Origin of the sequence: Caballeronia arationis (assembly GCF_001544975.2) — a bacterium.
Classification (GTDB): Bacteria; Pseudomonadota; Gammaproteobacteria; order Burkholderiales; family Burkholderiaceae; genus Caballeronia; species Caballeronia arationis.
Map to the genome: position 1 here is coordinate 1 of NZ_FCOG02000083.1, position 26686 is coordinate 26686.

The 26686-nt window shown below is 58.0% G+C and carries 20 protein-coding genes and 2 pseudogenes; 14 read left to right on the forward strand and 8 right to left on the reverse strand.

The annotated features are described in order from the left end of the window. The first annotated feature begins 163 nt into the window (after positions 1–163). The 6 genes and pseudogenes from AWB81_RS30140 (at position 164) to AWB81_RS30165 (ending at position 7698) form a co-directional block, all read left to right on the forward strand. Positions 164–1108 carry a 3-hydroxyacyl-CoA dehydrogenase gene (locus AWB81_RS30140; protein WP_062640449.1) on the forward strand — a complete coding sequence of 315 codons (945 nt, stop codon included), beginning with the start codon at positions 164–166 and terminating at the stop codon, positions 1106–1108. Positions 1109–1281: 173 nt separating this feature from the next. Continuing rightward, positions 1282–2214, forward strand: a complete 933-nt coding sequence (locus AWB81_RS30145) for a D-2-hydroxyacid dehydrogenase (protein ID WP_062640452.1) — start codon at positions 1282–1284, stop codon at positions 2212–2214. A 309-nt stretch (positions 2215–2523) separates the two neighbouring features. Next, complete coding sequence (locus AWB81_RS30150; RefSeq protein WP_062640453.1) at positions 2524–3321, forward strand: 3-hydroxybutyrate dehydrogenase; 798 nt, start codon at positions 2524–2526, stop codon at positions 3319–3321. 92 nt (positions 3322–3413) lie between these two features. Continuing rightward, entirely contained in the window at positions 3414–5405 is a 1992-nt protein-coding gene (locus AWB81_RS30155; RefSeq protein WP_062640455.1) for an acyl CoA:acetate/3-ketoacid CoA transferase, read from the forward strand. A 198-nt stretch (positions 5406–5603) separates the two neighbouring features. Next, positions 5604–6348 (forward strand): annotated as a pseudogene (locus AWB81_RS30160) (transposase); the annotation flags it as partial. 207 nt (positions 6349–6555) lie between these two features. Next, positions 6556–7698: an alpha-hydroxy acid oxidase gene (locus AWB81_RS30165; RefSeq protein ID WP_062640459.1), complete on the forward strand. Its 1143-nt coding sequence runs from the start codon at positions 6556–6558 to the stop codon at positions 7696–7698. A gap of 532 nt (positions 7699–8230) precedes the next feature. On the opposite strand, the gene AWB81_RS30170 is transcribed toward AWB81_RS30165, so the two are convergent. The 3 genes from AWB81_RS30170 to AWB81_RS30180 form a co-directional block, all read right to left on the reverse strand. Continuing rightward, positions 8231–9454, reverse strand: a complete 1224-nt coding sequence (locus AWB81_RS30170) for an alpha/beta fold hydrolase (protein ID WP_062640461.1) — start codon at positions 9452–9454, stop codon at positions 8231–8233. Positions 9455–9605: 151 nt separating this feature from the next. Continuing rightward, positions 9606–10148: a 2,4'-dihydroxyacetophenone dioxygenase family protein gene (locus AWB81_RS30175; RefSeq protein WP_062640463.1), complete on the reverse strand. Its 543-nt coding sequence runs from the start codon at positions 10146–10148 to the stop codon at positions 9606–9608. Between the two features lie 123 nt (positions 10149–10271). Continuing rightward, positions 10272–11579 (reverse strand): MFS transporter, encoded by a 1308-nt coding sequence (locus AWB81_RS30180; RefSeq protein WP_096032070.1) that lies wholly within the window; start codon positions 11577–11579, stop codon positions 10272–10274. A gap of 585 nt (positions 11580–12164) precedes the next feature. Between AWB81_RS30180 and AWB81_RS30185 the strand changes: the two genes are divergently transcribed. Together AWB81_RS30185 and hemB are read left to right on the forward strand one after the other, a co-directional pair. Beyond that, positions 12165–13001 carry an alpha/beta fold hydrolase gene (locus AWB81_RS30185; protein WP_062640467.1) on the forward strand — a complete coding sequence of 279 codons (837 nt, stop codon included), beginning with the start codon at positions 12165–12167 and terminating at the stop codon, positions 12999–13001. Positions 13002–13318: 317 nt separating this feature from the next. Continuing rightward, on the forward strand, positions 13319–14293 hold the full coding sequence (hemB, locus tag AWB81_RS30190) for a porphobilinogen synthase (protein WP_062640469.1): 975 nt from the start codon (positions 13319–13321) through the stop codon (positions 14291–14293). 182 nt (positions 14294–14475) lie between these two features. Here hemB and AWB81_RS30195 read toward each other — a convergent pair whose 3' ends face one another. The 3 genes from AWB81_RS30195 to AWB81_RS30205 all read right to left on the reverse strand — a co-directional run bounded on the left by AWB81_RS30195 (position 14476) and on the right by AWB81_RS30205 (position 17418). Next, positions 14476–15438 (reverse strand): cyclase family protein, encoded by a 963-nt coding sequence (locus tag AWB81_RS30195; RefSeq protein ID WP_062640471.1) that lies wholly within the window; start codon positions 15436–15438, stop codon positions 14476–14478. Positions 15439–15514: 76 nt separating this feature from the next. Next, positions 15515–16624 carry a glycerol dehydrogenase gene (locus AWB81_RS30200; protein WP_062640473.1) on the reverse strand — a complete coding sequence of 370 codons (1110 nt, stop codon included), beginning with the start codon at positions 16622–16624 and terminating at the stop codon, positions 15515–15517. A 32-nt stretch (positions 16625–16656) separates the two neighbouring features. Next, complete coding sequence (locus AWB81_RS30205) at positions 16657–17418, reverse strand: SDR family oxidoreductase (protein ID WP_062640475.1); 762 nt, start codon at positions 17416–17418, stop codon at positions 16657–16659. A gap of 331 nt (positions 17419–17749) precedes the next feature. On the opposite strand from AWB81_RS30205, the gene AWB81_RS30210 reads away from it, so the two are divergent. After that, complete coding sequence (locus AWB81_RS30210) at positions 17750–18817, forward strand: LacI family DNA-binding transcriptional regulator (protein ID WP_200822576.1); 1068 nt, start codon at positions 17750–17752, stop codon at positions 18815–18817. Positions 18818–19129: 312 nt separating this feature from the next. After that, positions 19130–20830, forward strand: a complete 1701-nt coding sequence (locus AWB81_RS30215) for a site-specific integrase (protein WP_062640478.1) — start codon at positions 19130–19132, stop codon at positions 20828–20830. Positions 20831–20870: 40 nt separating this feature from the next. Here AWB81_RS30215 and AWB81_RS30220 read toward each other — a convergent pair whose 3' ends face one another. Both AWB81_RS30220 and AWB81_RS30225 read right to left on the reverse strand, forming a co-directional pair. After that, positions 20871–21521 (reverse strand): TniQ family protein, encoded by a 651-nt coding sequence (locus AWB81_RS30220; protein WP_087135288.1) that lies wholly within the window; start codon positions 21519–21521, stop codon positions 20871–20873. After that, positions 21490–21999 (reverse strand): annotated as a pseudogene (locus AWB81_RS30225) (ATP-binding protein); the annotation flags it as partial. The pseudogene AWB81_RS30225 and the gene AWB81_RS30220, both read right to left, overlap by 32 nt. 711 nt (positions 22000–22710) lie before the next feature. Here AWB81_RS30225 and AWB81_RS30235 point away from each other — a divergent pair. The 4 genes from AWB81_RS30235 to AWB81_RS30250 all read left to right on the forward strand — a co-directional run bounded on the left by AWB81_RS30235 (position 22711) and on the right by AWB81_RS30250 (position 26102). Further along, on the forward strand, positions 22711–23193 hold the full coding sequence (locus tag AWB81_RS30235) for a restriction endonuclease subunit S domain-containing protein (protein WP_235025978.1): 483 nt from the start codon (positions 22711–22713) through the stop codon (positions 23191–23193). Between the two features lie 314 nt (positions 23194–23507). Continuing rightward, on the forward strand, positions 23508–23795 hold the full coding sequence (locus AWB81_RS45905; protein ID WP_062640483.1) for a hypothetical protein: 288 nt from the start codon (positions 23508–23510) through the stop codon (positions 23793–23795). A 193-nt stretch (positions 23796–23988) separates the two neighbouring features. Then, the gene (locus AWB81_RS30245) at positions 23989–25374 is read left to right on the forward strand and encodes an AAA family ATPase (protein WP_159938959.1); all 1386 of its coding nucleotides are present in this window, start codon (positions 23989–23991) and stop codon (positions 25372–25374) included. Further along, a complete protein-coding gene (locus tag AWB81_RS30250) occupies positions 25371–26102 on the forward strand; it encodes an HNH endonuclease (protein ID WP_062640487.1) in 732 nt (243 codons plus the stop codon). The genes AWB81_RS30245 and AWB81_RS30250 overlap by 4 nt, the downstream gene beginning before the upstream one ends. Positions 26103–26686 lie beyond the last annotated feature (584 nt).

The window sequence follows — 26686 nt, forward strand, 5'->3', positions numbered from 1 at the left end:
ACTGTCGCTCGACATCGCAACGCCGGATGAAGCACGCCAGATGCTCGGCCTCAAGGGCGCGAGCGATACCAACTTTTGAGGTTGCTGAGATCTTCCGGCGTCGCCTCGCGACGCCGGGCTCGGCGGCTAACTAGCGATGTAATCGGAAAATTTGGAGACTGTTATGACGATTGAAAGCATAGCAATTATTGGTTCTGGACGTATTGGGCGTGGTTGGGCCATTGTGTTCGCCCGCGCCGGGTTCAACGTGAATGTTCACGACGCAAATAGCGAGATGCTCGCTGGCGCCGTTTCAGCTATTCGCGACAGTGTCGAGGATCTGAACGGCTTCGGTCTTATTGATGAACCGGTGGAGACGATTGTCGCACGGGTTAAAGCGTGTCCCGATCTCGCGGAAGCGGTACGCGACGTCGTCCTTGTGCAAGAGAATATCGGCGAAGTCGTAGAAGCAAAGCGAGCTCTATTTGCTGAGCTCGATCGATTGACGAGGCCGGACACCTTGCTGGCTAGCTCCACCTCGGGTTTGCCTGCGTCCGCGTTTACGGAAGAACTCACCGGGCGTGCACGATGCCTCGTCGGGCACCCCGTGAATCCGCCCTCGCTCGTGCCGCTCGTCGAATTGTGCGGCGCGCCGTGGACCACACCGGAAGCTATCGCGAAAGCGCGCGGAATTTACGCGCGCGCAGGCCAGAAGCCGGTGACCGTGAATTACGAGATTTCCGGATTTCTGCTCAATCGGATCCAGGGAGCAGTTCTCGACGAGGCGATGAGCCTCTATGAACAAGGCTATGCTAGCGCGGCCGATCTTGACACAGTGATGTCGGATGGACTTGCTATGCGCTGGTCGTTCATGGGTCCGTTCGAAACGATTGATCTGAACGCACCTGGCGGTCTCGCCGACTATGCGGATCGCTACGGTGGCACCTATCGCACGATCGCTTCCGAACGCGTGCCCTTTGCTTGGGGGCCAGAGACGATTCAGAGGCTCCATGAAGAACGCCGAGCGGTGCTCTCGAAAGATGAGATCGAAACGCGCAGTCGTTGGCGCGATCGACGGCTGATGGCATTGCTAGCACATCGGCGCTCGCTCGACTCAAAGGAAAGCTGAAATCGCCCTCCATGGAGCTCGATCGTCTCAGAACATGAACTCGAGACCCCAGCGCGGTACACGTATCGAGGTGCGGTGGTTCACAGGCGCGCGCTTGCACACATCTTCCCCAGCCTGTCCCAGCGTCGAGCGGGCTTTTTGACCGCATCCACCAACAAGCACTGGAGTCAGAAGTGAAAACGATCGTTTTTCTCGATTGCGCGACGCTTTCCGTCGATATGCCGGAATTCTCTTTCCCGCATCGCTGGATCGAATACCCGTCGACCGCGCCCGAAGAGGTGGTCGAACGCTGCCAAGGCGCGCAGATCGTGGTCTCCAACAAGGTAGCGCTATCGCGTGCAGCGCTCGATCAATTGCCTGACCTCGAACTGATCGGTGTGCCCGCCGCCGGGGTCAATCATCTCGATATGGAAACGTGTCGCACCCGCGGGATCGGCGTCGTTTCGTGCGCCGGCTATTCGACGATCTCCGTGCCGGAGCACGCGTTCGCGCTGATGATGGCCTTGCGCCGCAATCTCGTGCCATATTGGCGCGACATCTACGCGGGCGGCTGGAGCGGTTCGCCGACCTTCTATGCGGAACTACACCCGCTCGAAGACCTCTATGGTTCGACGCTCGGCGTCGTAGGCGCGGGGCATGGTGGCAAGCGCATCGCGCAACTCGCCGAAGGATTCGGCATGCGCGTGCTCTTCGCTGACCGCAAGGGCGCAGCTTCATTGCGTCCCAACTACACGGAATTTGAAGAAGTGCTGCGAGAGTCCGACGTGATCAGCCTGCACTGCCCGCTTTCCGACGAGACGCGCCACCTTTTCGGCATTGATGAATTCGAGCAGATGAAGCGTACGGCGTCGCTCGTGAATACGGCACGCGGCGGGATTATCGATGAGGCGGCGCTCATCGAAGCGCTCGATCGGAAACTGATCGCCAACGCGGCGCTCGATGTGCTGGAACAAGAGCCGCCTGCGTCCGATCACCCGCTACTGCGCAATCGCAGAGCCGATCTGATCGTGACGCCTCACGTGGCCTGGCGCACGAAGGTTGCGATGACCCGGCTCGTGACGCAGTTGGCCGAGGGCATCGAAGGCCACTACGTGCCAGCGGCGTGAGTCATGCCATGATTGTTCTAATGCAATTAGCAAAGGCGGATCGATTGAAGTAGATGGCTGAGCGAATTAAGAGCCAACGATCAGAAGGCTTGGGAGCATGAACGCGTGGTCCGCCGCTCGATACCTTGCAGTATTTGAGGAAATAGTTCTGGCTCGCCATGGCTCCGCGAAGTGAGTCCACGCGCCGGAGGGATGGCGTAACTCGCTACCGCGGCAAGGCGTGTTCTCGTACAACTAATGAACCTATCCGCGAGGCTAGACGCGTCGCTGGTCTGCGACTGCTCGCCCTCGCTTAGACGGAGACATATCATGACAAAACTAGCTGCTGATTTGTCCGGCAAGGTAGCGCTCGTCACGGGCGCCGCAAGCGGTTTGGGCAAGGAGATTGCGCTTGCAATGGCTCGTTCGGGCGCGGCAGTTGGCGTCGCAGACCTGAATGCTGAAGGCGCCAACGTGGTGTCAGAGCAGATCCGTAACGAAGGCGGTCGAGCAATCGGTGTGCTTATGGACGTCACATCTGAAAACGCTGTAGATGCGGGCGTAAATGCTGTCGTCGAAGAGTTCGGGGCCTTGGACATTCTGGTGTCGAATGCCGGAATCCAGATTGTTAGCTCCATCGTTGACTTTGCCTATTCGGACTGGCGCAAGATGCAGGCGATTCACGTGGACGGCGCCTTTCTGACAACAAAAGCCGCCCTGCGACATATGTACAAGGACAGCCGTGGTGGCGTTGTCATCTATATGGGTTCTGTGCACTCCCATCTTGCCTCGCCGCTGAAGTCAGCTTACGTCAGCGCAAAACATGCGCTACTCGGACTTTCGCGAACCTTGGCGAAGGAAGGCGCTGCTCACAATGTTCGCTCGCATGTTGTCTGCCCCGGATTCGTGCGTACGCCGTTGGTCGACAGGCAGATTCCGGAACAAGCGAAGGAACTTGGACTAACGGAGGACGAGGTTATCCGAAACGTCATGCTAGGCGGCACGGTCGACGGGATATTTACGACCGTTGAAGACATCGCCAATATGACGCTCTACCTTGCTGCATTTCCTACTGCAGCGTTGACGGGCCAATCGTTTGTTGTCAGCCACGGATGGTTTATGCAGTAACGACTGCGCGGAAAACTTGGCTGCGTCACACCACGGCCCGAAACATTTCTAGCGCCTGAGCTACGACTCAATGGCGCAGTGAGGAGACGATCATGAACGCAGGCTTCCAACACCCTTTTCCCGCAGCAGTAAATAGCGCTGGGCGAAGCAAAATCGTCAGCGCTCAGCAGGCTGTCAGATTGATTCGTCCAGGCAATACAATTGCAACGGGCGGGTTTGTCGGGATTGGATTTGCCGAGGAAATCGCCGTGGCGTTGGAACGGCTGTTCCTCGACTCTTCTGAGACTCACGGCGACGCACCGCGAGACCTCACGCTCGTCTATGCAGGCGGACAGGGTGACGGCGCCAGCCGAGGCCTAAACCACTTCGCCCACGAAGGGCTCGTGCACCGAGTTATCGGCGGTCACTGGGGACTCGTTCCGGGCCTGCAGCGACTGGCGGTTGAAGGCCTGATTGAAGCCTACAACCTGCCGCAAGGTGTTATCTCTCAGCTGTTTCGCGACATCGCGGCTCACCGGCCAGCGCATCTGTCTACGGTTGGACTTGATACATTCGTCGACCCGCGCAACGGTGGCGGCAAATTAAACGAGCGGACGACAGAAGACCTCGTTAGCCTCATATCGATAAATGGAGCTGACTGCCTTCTTTACAAGACTTTTCCAGTGGACGTTGCCATCGTGCGTGGCACAACCTCTGACGCCAACGGAAACGTAACGATGGAAAAAGAGGCGCTCACTCTGGAATCGCTCGCCATCGCAATGGCCGCACGTAACTCTGGTGGCATTGTGATTGCCCAGGTGGAGCGCATCGCTGAATCAGGCACTCTCAATCCTCGCCAAGTAAAGATTCCGGGAATTCTGGTTGACTGCGTTGTGGTTGCAAAACCGGAGAACCACTGGCAGACATTTGCGGAGCCGTACAGCCCGGGATTTGCGAGCGAGCTTCGAATCTCCGCGGGGTCAATCCCCTCCATGGCCTTAAACGAAAGAAAGGTTATCGCGCGACGAGCGTCGTTCGAGTTGATGGCCAATAGCGTCGTCAACTTGGGAATTGGTATGCCCGAAGGGATAGCCAGCGTCGCGAATGAAGAGAAGGTCTGCGACCTCTTCACAATGACGACCGAACCAGGCGTTATCGGAGGAATCCCCGCCGGTGGGTTAAATTTCGGGGCGGCGACCAACACCGACGCAATCATCGACCAGCCCTATCAGTTCGATTTCTACGATGGCGGCGGTCTGGACATAGCATTTCTCGGGCTGGCACAGGTCGACCGCGAGGGAAATCTTAACGTGAGCAAGTTTGGTCCCAAGCTCGCGGGCGCAGGTGGCTTCATCAACATATCTCAGGCGGCGAAGAAGGTCGTGTTTGTCGGGACCTTCAACGCCGGCAAGTTGGACGTGCGCGTTAAGGACGGGCGGCTGCAAATATTCCGAGACGGCATTTGCAGGAAGTTTGTCGAGGCAGTCGAGCATCGAACGTTCGGCGGACGTTACGCCAGCGAACGTCAACAGCCCGTGCTGTATATCACCGAGCGATGCGTCTTCCGTCTGACGCGAGACGGGCTCGAACTCGTCGAGATTGCTCCAGGGGTTGACTTGCAGCGCGACATCGTCTCTCAGATGGGATTTGCACCCATCATGAGGACGCCTCCCCGCCTCATGGATGCCCGCATCTTTGAGGACCGTCCGATGGGCCTGCGAACGATGCTGCTGCGATTGAGAATGAGCGAACGTTTCAGCTACGACGCGGAGAAGAACATGCTCTTTATCAACTTTGAAGGACACAAAGTCGCAACGCCTGATGACGTGGAAGCCATCCGTGCCGAAGTGGAACGTGCGCTTAGTGGAGCGGCCGCCAGACCGCACGCAATTGTCAACTACGACAACTTCTCGATAGCGGCAGACGTCATTGACGCGTATTCCGATATGGTCACGGACTTGGTCGACCGTTTCTACTCCGACGTAACGCGATATACAACGAGCAGCTTCCTGCGAATGAAGTTAGGCGCTGCCTTGCAACGACGCAGTGTCTCGACCTACATCTACGAGACCCCAGAAGAAGCGACATCTCACGAAGCACATTAGCCATCGCGGCTGCGGCTAGGAAATTGGTCGGAGTGCAGACAACATCCCCATTGAGGTTACTCGTAGCTTCGCGCTACCTAGTCGGTCTTGAAAAATGGCGGTAACCCAGCGCGGCGTGCGAAGAGGCGTGAATAAAGAGTTGCGAAACTCCCAGTTTCAATATGCAATTGCCGCATCTTCTGGGATTGAAAAGCGCCGATGAGCACACCGGATTTCTTCCGCAGCCGCCTGGACGCGATGATCGATTTGCGGCATCCGCTGGCGGTACTGGCCAACCGGATGCCATGGAGGTCGATAGAAGCGACCTTGACACCGATCTTCGAGCGACGTGCTCGCGAAGGCCGGACGAGCGAGGAGACTGATCTTTTTGGCACGGCGCCCAAGCTGGCGGGTGCGGGCCTTAGCGCTGCCGGACGTCCGCGCCTGTCGATCCGGCTGATGGTCGGGCTGCTCTATCTGAAGCACGCCTACAACGAAAGTGACGAATCGGTTTGTGAGCGCTGGGCACAAGACGTGTATTTCCAGTTTTTCTGCGGCGAGGACTATTTCCAGCCGCGCATGCCGTGCGATCCGACCAACCTCGCGCGCTTTCGGCAGGCGCTAGGCGAAGCCAGTGTCGAGAAATTGCTCGCGACGACAATTGCAGCGGCCGTGCAGATGAAAGCGGTGAGGCCGTCCGAGTTCGAGCGTGTGATCGTAGATACGACGGTAGGAGAAAGCGATTACCTATCCGACTGACAGTCGTTTGTTGGAGGTTACACGAGGCAAACTCGCGAAGCTCGCGCAACGCGCCGGACTGACGCTTAGGCAAACGTACGAGCGCGAGGGAAAACAGTTGCGTCGCCGCGCAGGCGGTTATGCGCATGCCAATCGGTTCAAGCGTCTGCGCCGGGTGCTCGAGCGTCAGCGCGCGATACTCGGACGATTGCTGCGTGACATCGAGTAGGGCTTGCGACTATATTTTTTGTTCTCGCGTGGCTGCGCTGCCGGTTCAAAGTCTTGCCAGAAGCCTTGCTCGCGCCCCGCGCGACCTTTTGAGACAGGAAAGTGCGACCGCGCCCCGATCGACCACTCAGGAGCACGCAAGAGCGAGATCGAATATTGCAAGTCAGACTAGCTAATCAACGCAGTAGATTCCTCGAGAGAGACCATGCCTACCATCACCTGTATCGAAGATTTGCGCATTCTTGCAAAGCGGCGTGTGCCCCGCATGTTCTATGACTACGCCGACAGTGGCTCGTGGACCGAGAGTACCTATCGAGCCAATGAAAGCGATTTCCAGCGTATCAAATTGCGTCAGCGCGTAGCCGTCAACATGGCAGGTCGCAGCACGCGCGCCCTAATGATCGGGCAAGAAGTTGCAATGCCCGTGGCGATCGCGCCGACCGGGCTGACCGGAATGCAACATGCCGACGGCGAGATCCTAGCCGCGCGCGCGGCAGAAAAATTCGGAGTTCCTTTTACGCTATCCACGATGAGCATTTGCTCCATCGAGGACGTCGCCGCAAATACAACCAAGCCGTTCTGGTTCCAGCTTTATATGATGCGTGACCGAGATTTCATTGCGCGGCTCATTGAGCGTGCGCGGGCGGCACGGTGCAGCGCCTTGATGCTCACGCTGGACCTGCAAATCATCGGCCAGCGCCACAAGGACATCAAAAACGGGCTGTCGGCTCCTCCTAAGCTGACGCTTGCAAATCTCATCAATCTGGCGACCAAGCCGCGTTGGTGCCTCGGCATGGTCGGGACTCAGCGACGCAGCTTTGGCAACATCGTGGGACACGCCAAGGGCGTAGGCGATTTGACTTCTCTCAGTTCGTGGACTGCCGAGCAGTTCGATCCGGAGTTGAGCTGGTCAGACGTCGAGTGGGTCAAGAATCTCTGGGGAGGCAAGCTCATCCTCAAAGGCATCATGGATCCAGAGGACGCGCGTTTCGCCGCCGAAAGCGGTGCAGACGCGCTCATCGTCTCCAACCATGGGGGACGACAACTGGACGGCGCGCCGTCTTCGATATCGGCGCTCCCCGAAATCGCAAGGGACGTTGGCTCGAAAATAGAGGTTTGGATGGATGGTGGCATTCGGAGCGGACAGGATGTCCTGAAAGCCGTCGCGCTCGGTGCCAAAGGTACCCTGATCGGTCGCAGCTTTCTGTACGGCTTGGGCGCAATGGGCGAAGCGGGTGTGACAAAGTGCTTGGAGACGATCCACAAAGAACTGGATACCACAATGGCGTTTTGCGGGCATACAGACATCCGCGGGGTGGACTCTCGAATCTTGCTACCTTACGAATGAAACTTTGCCGCCGGGACCAGCGCTTATCCACGTCACTGGAGTGCGTCGTCGGGCTCCGACTTGACCGACGTGCGGAAAGCAGAGTGCGATTCTAAGCGGCGCACGCCCCTGATGCTGAACCGGGCCGACCGTAGATTTCGGGCTCAACGTCAAGGGCGACGTGGTGGCGGCGAACGCCCTCTCGACGAAGGCGACAAAGCTCACCGCGCGACCGAGGTACACCCATCGGCCACGGAGCTTCGGGTGTTTCGCCAACACCCCCAAACCGCCTGGCGAGGGTCGCCGAATCGGATCCAGCGTTTGACGAATTTCCCGCGTATACGTCGTACGTAACGCACCCTCGTCGTGTGTGCGAGCGACAGACCCGCTCCGCCATAATCTCAACCACCTGTGCCGCACGCTCAGCTCGCAGTCGTCTCGGCCCTTAGTTTAGGTATATTCGCGCCCCGCAAAAAGCACGAAATCGGAGCGGAGCGCTCGAAGCCATTGACCAATGGTCGCGCAGCGGCTCGAGGCTCCGATTCCACGCAGCTTATCTATTCGCCTTTCCCAAACCGGCTTCGTGCAGGAAGCCGCGGACGGTGTCGCAAAACTCCAGCGGGTTCTCGGTCATCGGATAGTGACCGGTTCCGGCCAACACAGCAATCTTGCTGCCTGGGATCCGCGACGCTGCCTCCTCAACCTTTTCCTGATACACGAGCCAGTCCGCGTCGCCACGCAGCAGCATCACGGGTGATTTAATCTTTCCGACTTCCGACCGCTTGTCGAAATTCGCGTAGCCGGTTAAGTCTCCGCGCATGACCTGCGGTGTGGTCCGCGAGATTTGCCACACGACTTCTGCGGCTCGATCCGGCGGGGTGCGATAGCCGGTCATCGACCGGGACCATGCACCAATGATTTCTGTCCCGTTCATGAGAAGCATGTCCAGGAAAAACTCCGAGACGGTCGGCGTGTAATCGGCACCTTCAGCCGAGATGATCGCGCCATAGGCGTCGGGCCGGCGCGATCCGAGTTCCAGCACCAGATTGCCTCCCATCGAGCAGCCGATAATCGCCGGCTTCTTCAGGCCGAGGATATCCATCAGCCGCTCGTTGAATTCGGCGTGACGCGTCAGGCTGTGGAACGGACCGTCCGCAGGCAGTTCGGTTTTGGCATGGCCGGGAGCATCGACCGCGATGACACGAAATTCGTCGGACAGCCCGTCCAGCACGTGGCGATACATGAGGGTGTCCTGAGACGCCGCATGAAAGCATACGATCGGATGGCCTTCGCCGGCTTCTTCGTAGTAGACGCGGATGCCGTCCACCATCACGTAGTGACCAGTCGTTTCCTTCCCCGACGGCTTCGGGCCGGGAGAATAGGATGGCTTTTCGCCTGAATCGGGTTTTCCAACACGCTTCATCGCGTCGAATGCTCGAGCCATCACATCGACATACTGCCAGGCAGCGACAGTGTTGCCTTCGAGTGTCAACTTGCCCATGCCCGGCGACAGCGCCTCGAACCAGTCAATCTTTCCGTCTAGCACCCGCTGCCATTCTTCGTCGGGTCCTGCAACAACGATGTCGGCGCCCAACGGACTTCCTTCGGGGAAAACTGCGACCGCTTTGCCTGCTAGCACAGCGAGCGTTGAGTACCCGTTGTCATGTTTGAACTGAATGCGGCCGTCAAAGTAGCGAGCTGCCCGCGTCCAGTCCTCATCACGGTTGAGTTCACTGGCGAAATCATTCCACCAGGTGGTGTCAGTAAGCTTCGACATGATGCGTCTCCTGATATTTGGGTTACTCCGCTGGGAGAACCCTTGCTCAATTGGGTTAGATGAAGGTCGCCGGCAGCGCTACGTCTACTCGCTGGCGTTTTAAAGTCACCGCCGGCCGTCTTGGATTTGTTGCTTTGTGCGAAGCAGTGGACTACCTGATGAACTGCTTCACGTAATCCGCGCCGAGGCCGATTTCTTCATAGTAGGCCCGTGCCGCCTCGATCTTGGTGAAAACATCCTCGTATCCCACGGCGACGCCCTGAGGGTCAACGTAGGTGTAGCCACCGGTCACGTGAAACCAGGTGATCATTTCGTCGACGTCTTCTGGTACAAAAAGGGTGTGCGTTTCGCCGGCCGGTTCGTGCGCATACGAGTTCAATTCAGCGACCCAATCGTGCTCGAGGTAATACCATCGGCCCTTAAGCACCATCGCGTGTACCGGGCCGGTATGCCGGTGGCGCGAAAGGACGCCGGACTGACGCACGCGCAGCAGGTTCACGTAATAGCCCTGGCTCGCGCAAAGCAGCAACGGCTTGAACGAAACCGTCTTGGTCATCGGAACCCAGAATTTGTCATCCTCGAGCATTTTGTCGAGTACCCCGAGATGCACGATGTCGGGCGACATGAACGGCGGTTGCGGCAGTTGATAGGGAATTGCTTCTTCATCGCCTCGTTTTTCGGATACGGTGGACATGCTTCACTCCTTAGTTTTCAGATATTGAAACTGTTGCGCCCACGTCTGCTTGTGTAATGTGAGCGCCGGGGATTCAAGTTCTCTACGACCCGATCGGATTCTATTCAGAGCAAGGATCGTGCGTTATTCGACATTACAGACGGCTCGGGACACCAGCGCCCGGTCGTGCTTGCGGAACCAGCCAGTGGTTTCTCGGGTGAAGAACGCGGTCAGTAAGAACGCGAGCACCATCAGACCAGCGATGAAATAAAGCGCGTCGTTATACCCCTTTGCTTGACCGAATCCACCGCCCGCCCCAATCAACGCACCGATCACGAAGGGACCGAACCCGCCGAGGTAAATACCCACGTTGATAATCGCACCTGCAATGCCAGTGGTTCCTGGCTTCGTCGAGTCGAACGCGATTGCATAGACGAGTGTGTAGGGGGCGTTCAATGCAAACCCTGCGAAGAGCTGGATTGCTACCAGTGTGCCGAGGCTCATGTACGAATACTTGAACAGCAGCATGCCGATCGCCAGCCAGATGAAAACGATCATCAAGCAAAGCTTCCGACCGAGGCGATCCGAGATCCAACCCCACACGATCTGACCGACGCCGCCCGTGATCGTGAACAGCACGCTGTACGCGGCGGCTTCTGCGAAGTTGTAGTGGGCAACGAAGGCAAGATACTGCGGCAACCAGAAGCTGATGCCGAAGTAGCCGACGATGGCGAGCAACGAAACGAGCGCGATGATGGCGATGTTCGGGTTCTTCATGGCCACGCCGAATGACCCCTTTGGTGCGCCGGCGCCATGCTCCAAATCAGGCGACAACGGGGGGGTTTCGCCGGCCTCAGTGACGTGCGCGTGAAATCTGTCGTAGCGCTTTTCACTGCAATACCACCAATACAGCGCGAACACGATCACCATCGGAATCGGGAAAAGCAGGAACGCGATGCGCCAGTTCTCAGGCCCATAAACGCTCAGCAATCCGCTTATCGCGAAGCCGCCGATCAGCGTCCCCCAAGGGTATCCCGTGTGATGGATTCCGAGTGCCAGGCCGCGACGTTCCTTCGACCACCATTCGGCAAGCGAGGTCACTTCGATCGACTCGCCAGCCCCGCCGAAGGCGTGCGACATAACCTGCAGCGCCACCAATACGCCGATTGACGCGGTAAGGACGTTCAGGCCCGTCAAGCAGGTAAAGAGCGTATAGCCGATCACGATCGGAAGGTGTCGATATTTGCGGCGCCAGCCGTGGCCACCCTTGTCTGCCCAAATCATCGTCGGGATCGCGATCAGCGCTGTCGACATCGTGATGATGGTCGCGTACAGGCCGATGGTCGCGGCGCTGGTCCCGAACTCCTTCGTAATCGACGGTAACACGGCGAACAACATCTGGCGGGAGTTCGCATCCATCGCGTAGACGAGCCATAGCAGCAGCAGCGCCATCCACGACTCCGGGGCCACCATCCGTCTTTTCAGTGGCGCCGCGGACCGACCCGGCCCCACGCCTTTTCCTACTGTCTCCATTGCATCCTCCATACGTTTTGGTGTGGGCGCCGCTGATCGCCGGGTTGTGAAGCGGAGTGTTTGCTGTGTGCGAAATGAAGCGCTTCATAAAAAAGTCAGATCCCTGCGCTAAAACATAAGCCCTCAGTCCTGACTTGAAGCGCTTCAAGTTTGGCCGCTGTCACCAGTTTTTGCAAAGAGGGTTTTCCCTACACTTGGTGGAGACAGCGCGCAGCCAGTGGGCAATTACGGTAGGTGAAAGTCCCGATATTGACTCGAAGCAGCAAATCCCTCAATCTCGAAGCGCTTCAAATCCACCAATTTTTGACGGGGGAGGCACTGAAATTTTTGCCGCTCAAAGTATATCTAACCGAAAAATGAAGCGCTTCATAGCTGTGAAAGGTGCCCCGCCTTTTTGGTTTTCGGAGTTGAAAATCGACGGACAAACGATTTTTGTTCGGTGGAACGGCGCTGTAGCCGCAATGCAAGTCAGCCTTATTAACGACTTATGTAGAGGAGCACGACATGTCGCAGGTTACGAAGTCTCAAGGGAAAAACGTGGAAGTCAACGGCACGACCTTATGGGTTGAGGACACCGGCGAGACGGATCTTCCCGTTGTACTGTGCCTTCACTCCTGTTTCCTAGACGGGACAATGTTCGACGGGCTGGTTCAGGCCGCTGCCGGTAAGTTTCGGGTGGTCCGTCCGGATTTCAGAGGTCAGGGTAAAAGCGCGCTCGACGCCGTCGATATCATCACTATGGACAAGTGCGCTGATGACATGGAAGCATTGATCGACAAGATGGGCCTCAAATCGATCAACGTCATGGCTCAGTCCATGGGCGGAGACGTGGCGTTCCGACTTATTGCGCGCAGGCAGGACCTCTTTCGGTCACTGGTCGTCGCTGGCTCGTCGGCCTGCGGCGAGCCGCCCGAGCAAGGGGCACGTTTCGCGCAATGGGTGGTCGACGCTGGCGAAAAGGGATTCACCGGCGAAATTCTCGAAATGACCATGGAGGTGATGTTCGGCAAGACCACTCGCCATAATCCTGAAAAGCAGGAAATGGTGGCCTACTGGCGAGACCGCATTGCTGCGTTACCGAAATCGCTGCGCCCGGCGATGAAAGGCGTCATGCATCGCGAGAGCTCGGTAGAACTGTTGCCGTCGATCAAAATCCCCGTGCTGATCATCAATGGTGAAGAAGACATGCCGCGGCCGCCGGCATGGTCCGATGAAATGAAGCGGGAGCTGCCGAACTCGAAGTTGATACGGCTCGATAAGATCGGCCACAGCCCGACGCTAGAGGCCCCGGAGCAGGTTCTTCCTGCAATCATCGACTTCTACCTCGACCCGCGCGTTTGATCGAGACGTGGAGTGGCCGACCGCACTTCGGCCGGCCTGTTCCACGCGACGGTCTGTGTCCTTCCACAACGGCCTTGCGTACTTTCGTCGCAGTTTGTCGCCTTGACTTAAGAGCGCAATCAGAACAAAATGAAGCGCTTCATATTCCGGCGGCTTTCGGTAGAGAGTGTGGCCTTATCGCGCAGGTCTATTAAACGCACGCGCCCCTGCAAGCCGCTGGGCGGTGACGCCGCATAACTGTTCCCCAGGTAATGTCCCCTCTACGTACCGAAGGCAGCTCGGGGCGGGTGATGCCGGAACGCGCTAAAGGAGTGCCTTTGTCCACCCAGTTCCCCGAGGTGCGGCCACGCCGTCTTCGCAAATCTTCCGCGCTTCGCACGATCTTCCAGGAAGTCGAGTTCGATCTCAACGACCTTGTTTTGCCCATTTTCGTCGAGGAGGGGGTCAGTGATTTTGGGGTAATTGCCAGCATGTCCGGAGTGCTGCGGATCCCTGAGTCGAAGCTCGCGGGTGAGATCGAGCGCTATGCACGGGCGGGGATTCGTGCGGTCATGACATTCGGTATTTCCCATCACAAAGACCTGGTCGGCAGCGACACCTGGAACGAGGCCGGACTGGTGGCGCGGATGGCTCGCATCTGCAAGGACGCTGCGCCGGACATGGTGGTCATGTCCGATACGTGCTTTTGCGAGTACACATCGCATGGCCATTGCGGGGTGCTTCACGAACACACCGTCGACAACGACGCCACGCTCATCAACATTGGCAAGCAAGCCGTGATTGCTGCTCGGGCTGGCGCCGACATCATCGCGCCTTCGGCTGCGATGGATGGGCAGGTCCAGGCGATCCGGGGCGCGCTCGACGACGCGAAACTGGGCGACACTTCCATCATGTCGTACTCGACCAAATTCGCTTCAGCGCTGTACGGGCCATTCCGTGAAGCCGGCGGAAGCACACTGGAAGGTGACCGCAAGACGTACCAGATGAACCCGATGAATCGTCGCGAGGCGGTCCGCGAATCGTTGCTCGATCAGGATGAAGGCGCAGATTGCTTGATGGTCAAGCCGGCTGGCGCCTATCTGGATATCATTCGAGACATCCGTGAAGCTTCACGACTGCCTCTCGCGGCGTATCAGGTCAGCGGCGAGTACGCGATGATCAAGTTCGCCGCAGCGGCCGGCGCCATTGACGAGCAGCGTGCGAGCCGTGAAACCGTTGGCGCAATCAAGCGCGCGGGTGCTGATCTGATTTTTACTTACTTCGCGATGGATTTCGCGCGCGACGGAATCTGACAGGGATACCTAACACCGAATTCCGCGGGAACCGGCGGCGCTGTCGTGTCTGTTTAGCTCGCGTCCGGCAAGACCGACTTATTACCGTGCAGCAGCGGGCTGCCCAGACACCGAATCCCAGCGCTCATTCGCTGACAGCCGCAGCTCGGCGCCTCACGGCTCGCCGGGCGCGGTATTTTCAACTATTTCAACACGATGGGGTTCACGGGCGCGCCGGTGCCGCCGACAACTTTCAACGGCGCGGCAGTATAGAGAAACGTCCACTGGCCGTCCGCCGCGCAGTCATCAGCGAGGGGATCGAGCTGCGCAATCTCCGTCAGCGTCACGCCAAGGTTACGCATCAAGGCGTTGTGGAGCGGGAGATCGACGCCGGAGACTGGGTCCGTTGTGACCTCATTAGCGATTGTGTCAGTCACGAGGTTGGGGATCTCCATGTCCTGGAACCATTGCACCAGCTCGGGACTGTACGTGAGGCCGGGTTCCTTGAAGTTTGCGTAAAACTCTGCGCGTTCCCGCCTATAAAACGATCCGATCCAGCCGGTTCGAACGATCAGAATGTCTCGCTTTTCGATCGAGACTCCTTGGGCCTTTGCAGCCGCAAGAAGGTCAAGGTGGGTAAAAGTCTCGCCCGCTTCCAGCACCTCCTTGTTACGGTAGCGTGCGATGTCAATCAGCACGCCCCGGCCTACCACCCCACGCTCACCAATTGCGCAAACACTGGCTTTTGCCAGCCCACCGATGGTCGTATCGGCGTCGTAGCCGTTCCAGATCTGATCGTCGTACCAGACATGGCCGAGCGCATCGTATTGCGTCGATCCCTGTAGATACATGAACATCACATCATCTGCGTATTCATAGGAGCCTGGAAACTTGGGACCCTTGCCACAGTTGTAATGACCGCGGTCCATTACGCTCATCCGCTTGGCAGACTGGCGGCCGGGCCATACCGGATCTCCGCCCGGATCGCCCATTCGCACTTGGAGCGTAAAGCTCTTACCCTGTTTAACAGTTGCAATGCCCTTGAGGATCTCAGCGGCAGTCAGATAGTTGAGCGAGCCGACCTCGTCGTCCGGCCCCCACTTGCCCCAGTTCTTAGGGGAGTTCTCCAGCAATTCGCGCACGTGCGGAACATTTTTCGCTTCCATGTTTGTCTCCTTGTAGTAGAGGTGATTTTCGCGTGAGGGCGTGTCGGTGAGCCTCGTCTTCAGATCGCCGCCGAGTTCATCTCTTACATTTCCGTAGCGCTGCCGCGCCGGTTGCGTCCGCCGTAACAAGTGCATCCTCAAGCCGCTCGGCCGTCAGCGGGGGATTCATGTTTTTGCTGTACCGCGCGGCGAGCGTCGCGGCGACAATCGTCGACATTTCTTCAGCGCTCAACGACGTGGTCTGTCCGAGCTGGGCAAATGTCACAGGTAAGTCGACTGCGCATAGAAGCTCGAGAAGCTCTGCGACCTCCGCTTCGTCGCGCTCCTCGACCGTGAGCTGGACCAAGGTGCCGAAGGCAACCAGCTCGCCGTGCAGCATCGCGGCCATCGTAGGCACCGCGGTAAGACCACGGATCAAGGCATGAGCCAACGAAAGCCCACCGCTTTCAAATCCCACGCCACTGAGCAGTACGGTCGCTTCAACTACACGTTCAACTTCGTCGTCCAGTTGGCCGGTCGCAATTGATCGGAAAGCCGCCGGCCCGTGCTTAATCAGCGTTTCATATGCGGCGTTTGCCAGCAGCAGAGCAGTGTCCAGCGGTCGCGTGCCAAACGAATTATTTCCATGCGCTGCCTTGCATTGCGCCGCCTCGAACTTCTTGCTGACGGTGTCGCCGATACCGGCGGCAAAGAACCGTGCGGGAGCTTGCGCAATGATCTCCGTATCGACGACAACCGCGACGGGGTTGCTTTTCAGATACTCCACACCCGCCACGCGATGCGTCTCGTCGTAGAGCACGATTAATCGACTGGTCGGTGCATCGTTCGATGCGATGGTCGGGCAGATCACCACGGGGACGTCAAGAGAAAGCGAAATGCCCTTTGCGGAGTCGATCGTCTTCCCACCACCCAGACCAATGATGACGTCAGGTGCTACCGCCATCGCGTGTTCGCTTAGCGCATTGATCGCGGCCCGGGTGCACTCGCCAGGGAAAACGATATGCGTCGCTTCAAGGCCCGCCGCCTTCATCGAGCCGGACGCGAGCGGCCATACCTTTTCGGCGACAATCGTGTCACATAAGAACAAGGGTTTTTTAAAACCCATCTTGCTGAGCAAGGATCCAAGTTCGTGAAGCGCTTTCGGTCCCTGAAGGTATTGACCGGGAAAACCCATGGTGCGTAGCATGTTGTCTCGCTTTTATAGGGTTAGGGCGACGATCAGGTCATCAACCATCCGCCAGCCACATCGATGACCTGGCCAGTGACGAAGCTCGCGTCAGACGACGTCAGGAACGCGCATACAGCGGCCACCTCGTCCGTGCTTCCGAGCCGTCGCAGGGGCGTGACGTCGACCACCGCCGCATTCGCTTCGGAGGAGACGGTCCTTAGGAGTGGTGTGTCGATGCGCCCGGGTGCGAGGCCGTTGACCGTAATCCCATGGGGGCCGAGTTCGCCCGCAAGGTGACGAGTGAAGGCAATGAGTGCGCCCTTTGTTGTGCTGTAGTGTGTGCCGACGATATCGAGATAGGCCTTTCCGGCGACCGACGACATGGTCAGGATTCGCCCAAACCCGCGTTTAATCATGCTGGGAGATGCAATCCGGCAGAAGTTGAATGCACTGTTCAGGTTGACGTCGACGACCCTCGACCATTCGGCAGGGTCCATCTCGTAGATGCGAGCGGGGGCCCCGTTATGTTTTGGCGATATCCCCGCGTTCAGCACAAGCGTGTCCACGTCACCGAATGCGGACGAGATTGAGTCGACGGCGTGCTGACAATCTACGTAATTCGCCACGTCGGCCGCGACGAAGTGCACCTTCGCGCCCGCCTCGGTCCACTGCGTCACCTTCTCGCGACCAAGCTTTTCATCAAAGTCAACGACGCCGATAGACGCTCCCTCGCGAATGTACCTTTCGACGATTGCCGATCCGATACCGCCGACCGCGCCAGTTACCAGGACGACTCGATTTTCTTGGCTCATAGGTCACCGCAATGTGTTCAGTTAGTGGCCGAAAATTGGCCGTCCAGCGATCATCTTTGCGCGCAGGCCGCGTATCTGCTTCACGTACTGCCGTCAATGGATCAATCGGGCGCGCGCTTACGCCCAACTTTGCCCCGGCAATACTTATGAAGCGCTTCAATTTGAAGCCGTAACAAAACCGCTTTAGGCGGTGCTATATTAGGCATAAGTGAACTCGTGTGGACTTATATGAAGCGCTTCAAGTCTGAATTCAGCGCGAAGTTTTGTCAACATGGGCATATACCCGTAGGAAAAACTGAGGGCGCAATGACGCGCGTTTGATATGGCCGCTATGACAAATCTCGATCCGCCTCGTCCCACTCTTGAAGATGTCGCCAAGCTCGCCGGCGTTTCACTAGGCAGCGCGTCTCGAGCCCTGTCTGTTCCTGATCAAGTGAAGCCGAAGACCCTCGCGCAGGTCAAACGGGCCGTCGAACAACTGGGATATGTCAGCAATGGTGCGGCACGCGCTCTAGCGTCGAAGCGCACGCGAACCATCGGCGCGATCTACCCTACGATGTATAACCCCGCTTTCGTTGAGTCTCTCCACACATTGCAGCAAACGCTCTGGGGTTTGAACTATCAGGTTGTGCTAGCAATTCATGAATACATTCCAGAACGCGAATACGACGTTGTGAGAGCGGTCGTCGAGCGCGGCGTGGACGGGGTCGTCCTCGTAGGTACCGCTCATGAGGACCGCGTTTTTGATCTGATGCGTCAGCGCCGTATTCCATTGGTGCTGACCTGGCAGCTGGACGAGCCGCGCTACGGCGAATGCATTGGGTTCGACAATTGGCGGGCCACCTACGAGATGACGAAGGAAGTTCTGGCCCGAGGACATAAGCAAGTCGCCATCGTTTGCGGCTCCATGAAGAACAACCAGCGGGCCCGTCAGCGCGTCGCGGGCACGGCCGACGCGATGAAGGAGGCCGGCCTGGAGCTCGCCCCCGATCTGGTCCTCGAAGAGCCCTTCTCCATAGAAGGAGGCCGTGACGCGGTTCGGCAGATCGTGGCACTGGAAGAGAAGCCGACTGTGCTGATATGCCATACGGACCTTCAAGCCATTGGTGCCCTGCACGAATGCGGGATACAAAGAATCCGTGTTCCCGAAGACATGTCGATCACAGGGATGGACGACATTGAACTTGCCGCATTGACGAAGCCTGCTCTGACCACGATTCGCGTGCCGACGAAAGAGATTGGTGTGCTCGCGGCGCGTCGGATTGTCGGTCTGATTGAAAAGCGTTCCTTCAATGATCCTCTATCCGTGAAGTGCGAAGTGGTGCTGAGGGACAGTCTCGGTGACGCTCCGCTGCCGGCCAAGCGCTCGTTGTCGACGCGACGCAAGACAAGCCGATAACCCGAATGGAAAGACGCAGCGAAGCTCGGGGTTTGGGAAAGCAGACCTTCTCCGCCAACACCGCGTGCCTGGAATGCGATCGATCGCACCAACGGCGCATAAACACTTGAAAAGCGGTCACTGCATCCCCTAGGACAGCGAAAGGCGCTTCAGGGTCGTAAAGCGTCAGTCGTGCCTGCCCGACCGCAGCCGTTCCGAAGTTTCCGATGACGCGCGGAAGCATGGCTCCGGCCACCAATGCGCTGGCCGACCGTGCCATTGCGATAAGTTTTCTTATCGTAATCGCCTGATTTCCTGTCTAAACTGGAAGGCATGAAAACGCGTCAGTCCCCGGCACCTGCGCCCGCTGCACCCCCATCGCCGCCCTTCCCGGATGCTGCGTCGCTCGCTGCGCTGCGGGCATGGTACGCCGGCCTGACGGCCCGTGCGGCTGTCGCCCGCTACTTGGCCTCGACCAGAGCCGACGGCCAGTCGGCGCGCGGTATCCTCGGTCGAATCCGGCGGCATCTGGTCGCGTTTGCGCGCAGTCGCCAGCGTGACGATCTGGCGGACCTGTTTCAGCATCCCGTTGCTGAGCGGTTAAAGCGGGCGACCGCTGTCGGCCACGCGATCGAGCTTCTGCGGTCACAGCCCGTACCCCAGCCGCACATCACCGACGACGTCGGCCTGTGGTTTCCGCCACGGGCGGTCGGCGCCCTGCGCGCACGGGGCCTCAATACGCTGGCGGACCTAACGGTGCGCATTCCGCGCCGGCGCCGCTGGTGGGTTGCCATTCCCGATCTGGGGGTCGCCAGCGCCCGACGGATCGAAGCCTTCTTCGCCGCCTACCCGCAACTTACGGAGCGCGCCCGGCAGCTGGTTGCAGTGACCGAACCGGCAATCGTCGTCCCGTGGGAATCGCTACGGCTGCCGCACGAGGTCGACGGCTCGCAGGGCACCTTCCGCGCACCGCAAGCGACGTGCACGCTCGATGCCACGAACGACTACGAAGCCGTTCAGGCTTGGTTGTCGTTGCACGAAGCACCGGCCACGCAACGTGCCTATCGCAAGGAGGCGGAACGTCTCATCCTGTGGGCCATCGTCGAGCGCGAACGGGCGCTTTCGTCGCTCACCACGGACGACGCGGTCGCCTACCGCGCCTTCCTGCGCCGGCCAACCCCACACGAACGCTGGGTGGGGCCGCCCCGGTCGCGCACTTCTACCGAATGGCGGCCCTTCGCACGCGGCCTGTCGGCGCGCTCGGTTGCGTACGCGCTGTCGGTGCTCGGCGCACTGTTCAGGTGGCTGATCGAGCAACGCTATTTGCTGGCGAACCCGTTCGCCGGCATTAAGGTGCGTGGTAGTCCGCGCGCTGCACCGCTCGATGCGTCCCGTGGTTTCGCCGAAGGCGAGTGGCAGCTGGTCCGCACGGTGGCCGACGGTCTGGAATGGTCGTATGGCTGGGAGGCGCCAGCGGCCCAGCGCCTGCGCTTCCTACTCGACTTCGCGTATGCAACGGGACTGCGTGCCGGGGAACTGGTTGGCACGACCCTCGGCGGCGTCCAGCGCGACGCTCGCGGTGATGACTGGCTGCAGCTGACCGGCAAGGGCAGCAAGGCGGGCAAGGTGGCGCTGCCTCCTCTTGCACGCACGGCGCTCGATCAGTATCTGATGCAACGCGGACTGCCGGTCACACGGGCGCGTTGGCGGCCTGACCTCCCCCTGATCGGCGGTCTCGCGGAGGACGGCGCCGGCGTTACCACGACGCGACTGCGCGCTGTGATGCGACGCTTTTTCTCGCAGGCGGCCGACGTCATCCGGCATGACCACCCGGTTGCCGCTGAAAAGTTGAGGCACGCCAGCCCACACTGGCTGAGACACACGCACGCATCACATGCACTGGCACGCGGCGCGGAACTCACAACCGTTCGCGACAATCTGCGCCACGCGTCGATTTCAACGACTTCGATCTATTTGCACGTCGACGAGTTGAAACGGGCACGGCAGATCAGTGCGGCATTTCGCGCAAGATGAGATCGGACGCGACGTCGGTAAGCCGCGAACCGCTACCGTTTCATCCGAAATAGCGCCGGAAGTAGAGACGGTTCATCGCGATGCGCTCGTCCTTCTTCATCCGCTGCGAACTCAGGACTGAAAAGACCTTGTGGCTGTAGCCCGCGCGGCAATCGGCGCAACGGTAAGGCGCGTCCAGAAACCTCACGCTCAGGACGTATGGCGCCTCATAGCCGCATCGCCGGCAAGCGGTCTCCAGCGGCCGGCGGTGCGCCGGGCACACATCCACGCCGTCAATCTGGTGCAGCACGCTGTGATACCCGCGCGCCAGACAGCATCGGCAGTACCGAAACAGTTTGCTGTAGCGGCGGCGTTGCGACGGAACCAGGAGCGAGCCGTGCAGGATCTTGAGCGGCACATTGAGCGTGTCGCGCAACCGCCGGATGTCGATGACGCCGGCCTGCGGCGCCACCCCTCCGTAGGGATCGATGTCCGCACCCATGAGGAGTGCGGCAACATGGCCCGGCAACGCGTTCGCTTTCTCGAATTTCCACAGGATCGTCACCAGTGATTCGCACGGATCGATCCACTTCGCACTGAAGAGGTAACCCAGTGCCGGTGTCAGCTTCCGCTCATCAAGCGTAAGAATCGGGAAAGGCGGCGGCGTCGCCCGCCATACCTTACGCGGCGACGAGTACGCGGCCGGTTGCATGACGGGACTGAACATAACCGCAATGCTGCACGGCGTATGTCCACAAACCAGGATCAGGGTTGTATTGCAGACCATCCTTGAGTTCGCTTTCCTTCAGGACGATCTCGACCACTCTCGCGAACGATTCCATCGGAATTTCAAGTCGGCCCGGCAGGTTGGCCCTGTGGTGCGCGGCCTCGAATGCATGCCAGAGCACGTCGGCGTCGCTGACCAGCCGATACCCGGCATCGAAGGCCTGCGGAATATAAAAGCGCGTAAAGCTCCACTCGCTGCTCTCCGGGTAGGCGGTCTGATCGTATCCGTTCAAGCACGTCGCGACGTCCTCCGCATTGCGGATGCCGTAGAACGCGAGCTCCTCGACCATCAGGCGCGCAACGATCTGTGTCTTGCCAGCAATCTGCAGACTGGTTTTCTGCGCGAGCAACTCCTGCTGACCGACGAGGAAGGTAAACAGCTTGATCTGCTGTCGGTCGAGCGCACGAGGTCAGCCGGAGACACGCTCCGGATGGGCAGCGCTGCTCCATCGAGTGCGCGGTGCGATTCAGGCATCTTTTCATCAACATGCGAATAATCAAGTACAACTAACTCTTGTCGGTCAACATAGCGGACCCAAAAGTCGGCAAGGCACTGCTGCCCCTCGACATGCACATAGCCGGGCCGCTCGCAGAACGTGGTCACTGCGGAATCCGCTTCGAGCAGCAACCACTGCTCAAGCAAGGCGCGCCTGTATAACGTCAGCCGTCGGGCCAGCTTCGGGCTGAAGGCTTCGAACCGGTGCGCGCCACTCGGACGGACAAGCACGACCGGTTCCCTGATGTGAAGCGAATTTTCCATAAGATCAATACCTTACGGGCGGGATTCGAAGTGTAGGACGCGAAGTGACAAATTTAATGCGGACTTATGCGAATTGACGCTTTTATTTCGTTCGGACTGCAAGCAAAAGTGTCACTGCAACGGCGCGTCGGCCCAATATTTCCAGGCCCGGTCGGTGACACTTTTAATGCGGTCTACGCCACCGGAGTTGCATGAAAAAGGTTTGGTGAAGATCAGCGCTGTCACATGGGGAACATTCAATAGTGACGAAAGCAAGACATTGCTCTCGGACTATTCGCCACCCGAGACGACGCGAATCCGAGCTGGTGATTTCCTGCTATCCCGCGCGAATACGATTGAGCTCGTTGGAGCGTGTGTGATCGTTGACGAAGTAACACGGCCCGTCTATCTGTCGGACAAGGTCTTACGAATAGCAATGCCCGACGAATACAAGCGATGGTTATTGTACTGGTTGCGCTCACCTCTTGGTCGTCAACAGATCGAAGCGTTAGCCACGGGTAACCAACTATCGATGCGCAACCTGTCACAAGCAAATCTGCGAGCGATTACCGTTCGCCTTCCGTCAGCCGATGAGCGGAAGGAAATCACACGTCGTGTCGAGAACTTATTAATGTTGGCGGATCGATTAGAGCTGCGTCAAAAGACTGCAATGTCTTCGGTCGATCGCCTCACGCCTGCACTATTGGCGAAGGCGTTCCGCGGCGAACTCGTTCCACAGAACGCGAACGACGAGCCGGCCGCAGAATTGTTGCAGCGATTGATCAAGGAAAGGTCAGGCGAAGGCGAGACGACAAAGCGCGCTCGCGGAAGACGGGCCCTCACGCCTTGCGCTGAATGATCAAGAGTCCGCTTCCGTCGAGTAGCATGCGTACCTCATCCTGTGCGAACTCGATCACGATGCGCTCCCTTGGTCATCAAGCCGCTGCATCGCTGCGTCGAACAGGCCTGCCAGTTCCTTGCGCTGTGCTTCGTCGGTGAGATTCGCCTTCATCGCCTCCTGAATGCTGAAGCTCGCAACCTTGTCGGCCTTGCCGCGACGGATCGCGCGCAGTAAGCGGTCATTGCCTCGGTCCCTTCGTCCTCGATCCATTCGATGACATCGACACACGCGGAGCTGTTCGTGACGAGCGCGAGCACGGCAAAGGCGAGGCAATGCTTGAGCGGGCCAAGGCAGCGGTCGGGCTGAAGCCGACCGTCGAACGTACGCGACACATTCGCTGGGCCTTGAAGCTGCTCGAACGTGCGGCTAACGGCGCAGCGGTCACCGCGCATCAGATCGAGTTCGCCGAGGACGGCCTTCGTCGATGGGAAGCGATTCATGGTCCGGTCAATTCGCCGGACTATGCCGACGAGCCGATCGAGCTTCCTGCGCGAGTGCCGAGTCCTCATATCTACGGCGATCGTGAACCGGGCAGTGACGATGACGAGGTCGCAGCATGAGCTACCCCGTTATCGCTGCGCGGTCGCTCGGCGGATTGTAGGAAAAATGCCTGCTATCGCTGCCAAACTCTTGCGACCAACGGTACACTTCCCGACCACGCTCGCGGCTAGACTGCATGTGTTCTTGGCGATCGTAAAGCGGTGTCCGCCGTTTAGCGCAGAAGCTCTTAATCACATACACGCTGATTCATTCATGCTAACCGCATTTGACTTTGAAAATAGAAATTTCCGCCTCACCACCGGGGACGTCGTTGGAGACGAAAATAAATACACCGTAATCGTCGGAAAGAACGGTACAGGTAAGAGCCGCATACTAAAGGCGATCGTAGAGCATTTCGTCGATCCCGACACTCTCGAACGGCGTCGATCTGACGAGCTTCGCTTGCGTACGTCACCTTATCTCCGGCTTGCCTACGACTATCAACCAAGCAATGTCATCGCCATATCCACAAGTCCCTTTGACCGTTTCCCGTTGCCGGAATCCCGGCGGCTTCTGATCGAACATCTGGGCTCCGGCGATGCAGTGTATCCTTCTTACGAATATCTCGGACTTCGTGGACTGTTTAGCAGAAATCTAGGTCTGTCTTTCATGAGCCGGACCATTACATCGTTAATCAAATCGGTATATGAGAACTCACAGCACGCGAAGCAGATCTGTCAAGTTCTTAACTACCTTAGATATGACGGGTCGATAGAGGCAAGATTCCAACTTGATCCCTCGATCAGCACGCTACGCCGGATTCTGACGGAAGAGGACCCGATTCCCGCGCTTCACGATTATCTTGCCTCACGACGCGAGGTCTTTAGGCTGAACCCCTTACGCAATCGGGACCGAACGGCGGACGTTGACGACCTGATCTATGCGCTTCGCAGGTTTGTAAATGCATTGGGGCGTCCCCGCATTGACATAAAGATAGATCGCTTTGGTGCGCACAGCCTGAACCAAGTAGACCTTCAAATCGACAACGATTTCGTCCTTCTGCTGGAACTTGGACTGTTAAGACTCCGTGGAGTAAGCCTGAGGAAACTAGACACCCCCGACAGAATACACTTGAACGAAGCGAGTTCCGGGGAGCAATCCGTCGTATTAGGGTTCCTGGGAATTGCGGGACACATCCAGGACGGCTCGCTCATTTGTATCGATGAGCCCGAAATCTGCTTGCACCCGGAGTGGCAAGAGCGCTACATTCAGCTTCTCATCTCCACGTTCCGGAGGTTCAAGCGCTGTCACTTCGTTATCGCGACGCACTCGCCTCAAATAGTCGCTCGACTGGAAGAGGATAACTGTTTCGTTCTTAATATCGAAACCGCACACATTGCGGATGCAAAAGTTCTTATTAAAAGATCGTCAGACTTCCAGCTAGCTACCACCTTTGGCGCTCCAGGTTATAAGAATGAGTACCTGTCACGAGAGCTCATAACCCTGATAACCCATTTTAGCAAAGTCGGTGAGCTCGACGACGAACAAGCAGGTCTTGCGCGAACATTGTTGAAACTGCGATCGGTTCTTGATGACGCGGATCCGGTTGCAAGCCTGATGAAAATGCTTGATGAGATTCTCGTGGAGCAAACAAAATGAAGTTCATTCCGGCTCCCGTCGAATATGTCGAAGAAAAGATAAAAGCCAAGGTCGACGGGTATAATTTGTTAAAGGAAACGGAAAAGAGCGGTAAATACTGGGATCAGCCAGATGATGCAGCGCTGGCAGCGGTCAAAAAGCACATAAAAGACTATTATATTGGAGTGCAGGATGGCAAATGTCCGTATTGTCGTCAACAGATGCTTGTTAAGCACAACGGTGCGTGGGATGCGGAACATATAATTCCCAAAGATTTACACCCCAGATTCTTGTTCGATCCCGAGAATCTTTGCGTGTCTTGCAAGGACTGCAACGGTGAGAAATCGAACAAGAACGTACTCAAGAATTCGAATTACAAGCCCAAGAAGTTACCTCGGAACAAAGATGCGTACATCATCTGCCATCCTCATTTCGACACGTACGAGGACGAAGTGAAGGTAGTCATGAATCCACTTTTCCATATACCGAAGAGCGAGAAAGGGCGGAAGACTATAGAGATTTGCGGGCTGCTTAGATTTGCTTACAAGATGAGTACATACGGCACCGTATCGACAGGAATTGCTGATGAAATTGGTGTGCTGCATCGGTCGCTCGCATCGGCTACCGAGGGAGGCGAACAAGCGCTGATTTTAGCGGCGATAAAGGACAAATGCGATGAAGGCGTTGAATTAGCGAAAAGGGCTCGGATCGCCGATCTCGTCAAACGACAGAGCGCTCTAACCGGGTAAATCCAGAAAGTTTGCGTTTCTGCCGCCTATGCGCAGAATAAGGCGGTAGCCTCAAAGATTACTGGCTATCTTCACTTGCGGGAGCAGGGTGTCGATTGTTGAAGGGCTGCAGCCGACATTAGCAGACTGTGGAACCGTTCTGGTTAACCGCTGACACTTGCCCCGATCCCGCAGCAGCTACGCTAAGCAACTGCTTAACATTTGGGACCCGCCGCTCTATCCGCGCCAGGCTGGTCGAACTCGTCGGGTGTCGGAAACGGGTCGTAAGTGTGAATTCGCTAACCTAGTCAGTTGAGATCCTGCCGCGAGACAGCGGCAACGTCCGCGATCCGCTTGGCTGTGGATCTTGAGCGCAACCAGCCTCAAGGTCCGCAAAGGCCGAGGACGCGACCGTCCCCACCATCATGACGCTGCGCTATCGGCTGTCGAGGCGGGTTTCCAGCAGCTTTTCGCATTGCGGCAGCTGACCATCCCTCGCTTATAATCCGGAGTGAAAAGTCAACGCGCCGCACTGGAGCTAAAGCTATGAGTCAGACCCGCGGGCGAAATGCGGGGTACCGAGAAAAGGCGAACAGCCGGCAGCC

Coding starts and splice junctions, on each gene's coding strand:
- AWB81_RS30140 (WP_062640449.1), top strand. CDS start 164: ATGACGATTGAAAGCATAGCAATTATTGGTTCTGGACGTATTGGGCGT.
- AWB81_RS30150 (WP_062640453.1), top strand. CDS start 2,524: ATGACAAAACTAGCTGCTGATTTGTCCGGCAAGGTAGCGCTCGTCACG.
- AWB81_RS30155 (WP_062640455.1), top strand. CDS start 3,414: ATGAACGCAGGCTTCCAACACCCTTTTCCCGCAGCAGTAAATAGCGCT.
- AWB81_RS30165 (WP_062640459.1), top strand. CDS start 6,556: ATGCCTACCATCACCTGTATCGAAGATTTGCGCATTCTTGCAAAGCGG.
- AWB81_RS30170 (WP_062640461.1), bottom strand. CDS start 9,454: ATGTCGAAGCTTACTGACACCACCTGGTGGAATGATTTCGCCAGTGAA.
- AWB81_RS30175 (WP_062640463.1), bottom strand. CDS start 10,148: ATGTCCACCGTATCCGAAAAACGAGGCGATGAAGAAGCAATTCCCTAT.
- AWB81_RS30180 (WP_096032070.1), bottom strand. CDS start 11,579: ATGGCGCTGCTGCTGCTATGGCTCGTCTACGCGATGGATGCGAACTCC.
- AWB81_RS30185 (WP_062640467.1), top strand. CDS start 12,165: ATGTCGCAGGTTACGAAGTCTCAAGGGAAAAACGTGGAAGTCAACGGC.
- AWB81_RS30195 (WP_062640471.1), bottom strand. CDS start 15,438: ATGGAAGCGAAAAATGTTCCGCACGTGCGCGAATTGCTGGAGAACTCC.
- AWB81_RS30200 (WP_062640473.1), bottom strand. CDS start 16,624: ATGCTACGCACCATGGGTTTTCCCGGTCAATACCTTCAGGGACCGAAA.
- AWB81_RS30205 (WP_062640475.1), bottom strand. CDS start 17,418: ATGAGCCAAGAAAATCGAGTCGTCCTGGTAACTGGCGCGGTCGGCGGT.
- AWB81_RS30210 (WP_200822576.1), top strand. CDS start 17,750: ATGACAAATCTCGATCCGCCTCGTCCCACTCTTGAAGATGTCGCCAAG.
- AWB81_RS30215 (WP_062640478.1), top strand. CDS start 19,130: ATGAAAACGCGTCAGTCCCCGGCACCTGCGCCCGCTGCACCCCCATCG.
- AWB81_RS30220 (WP_087135288.1), bottom strand. CDS start 21,521: ATGCAACCGGCCGCGTACTCGTCGCCGCGTAAGGTATGGCGGGCGACG.
- AWB81_RS45905 (WP_062640483.1), top strand. CDS start 23,508: ATGCTTGAGCGGGCCAAGGCAGCGGTCGGGCTGAAGCCGACCGTCGAA.
- AWB81_RS30245 (WP_159938959.1), top strand. CDS start 23,989: ATGCTAACCGCATTTGACTTTGAAAATAGAAATTTCCGCCTCACCACC.
- AWB81_RS30250 (WP_062640487.1), top strand. CDS start 25,371: ATGAAGTTCATTCCGGCTCCCGTCGAATATGTCGAAGAAAAGATAAAA.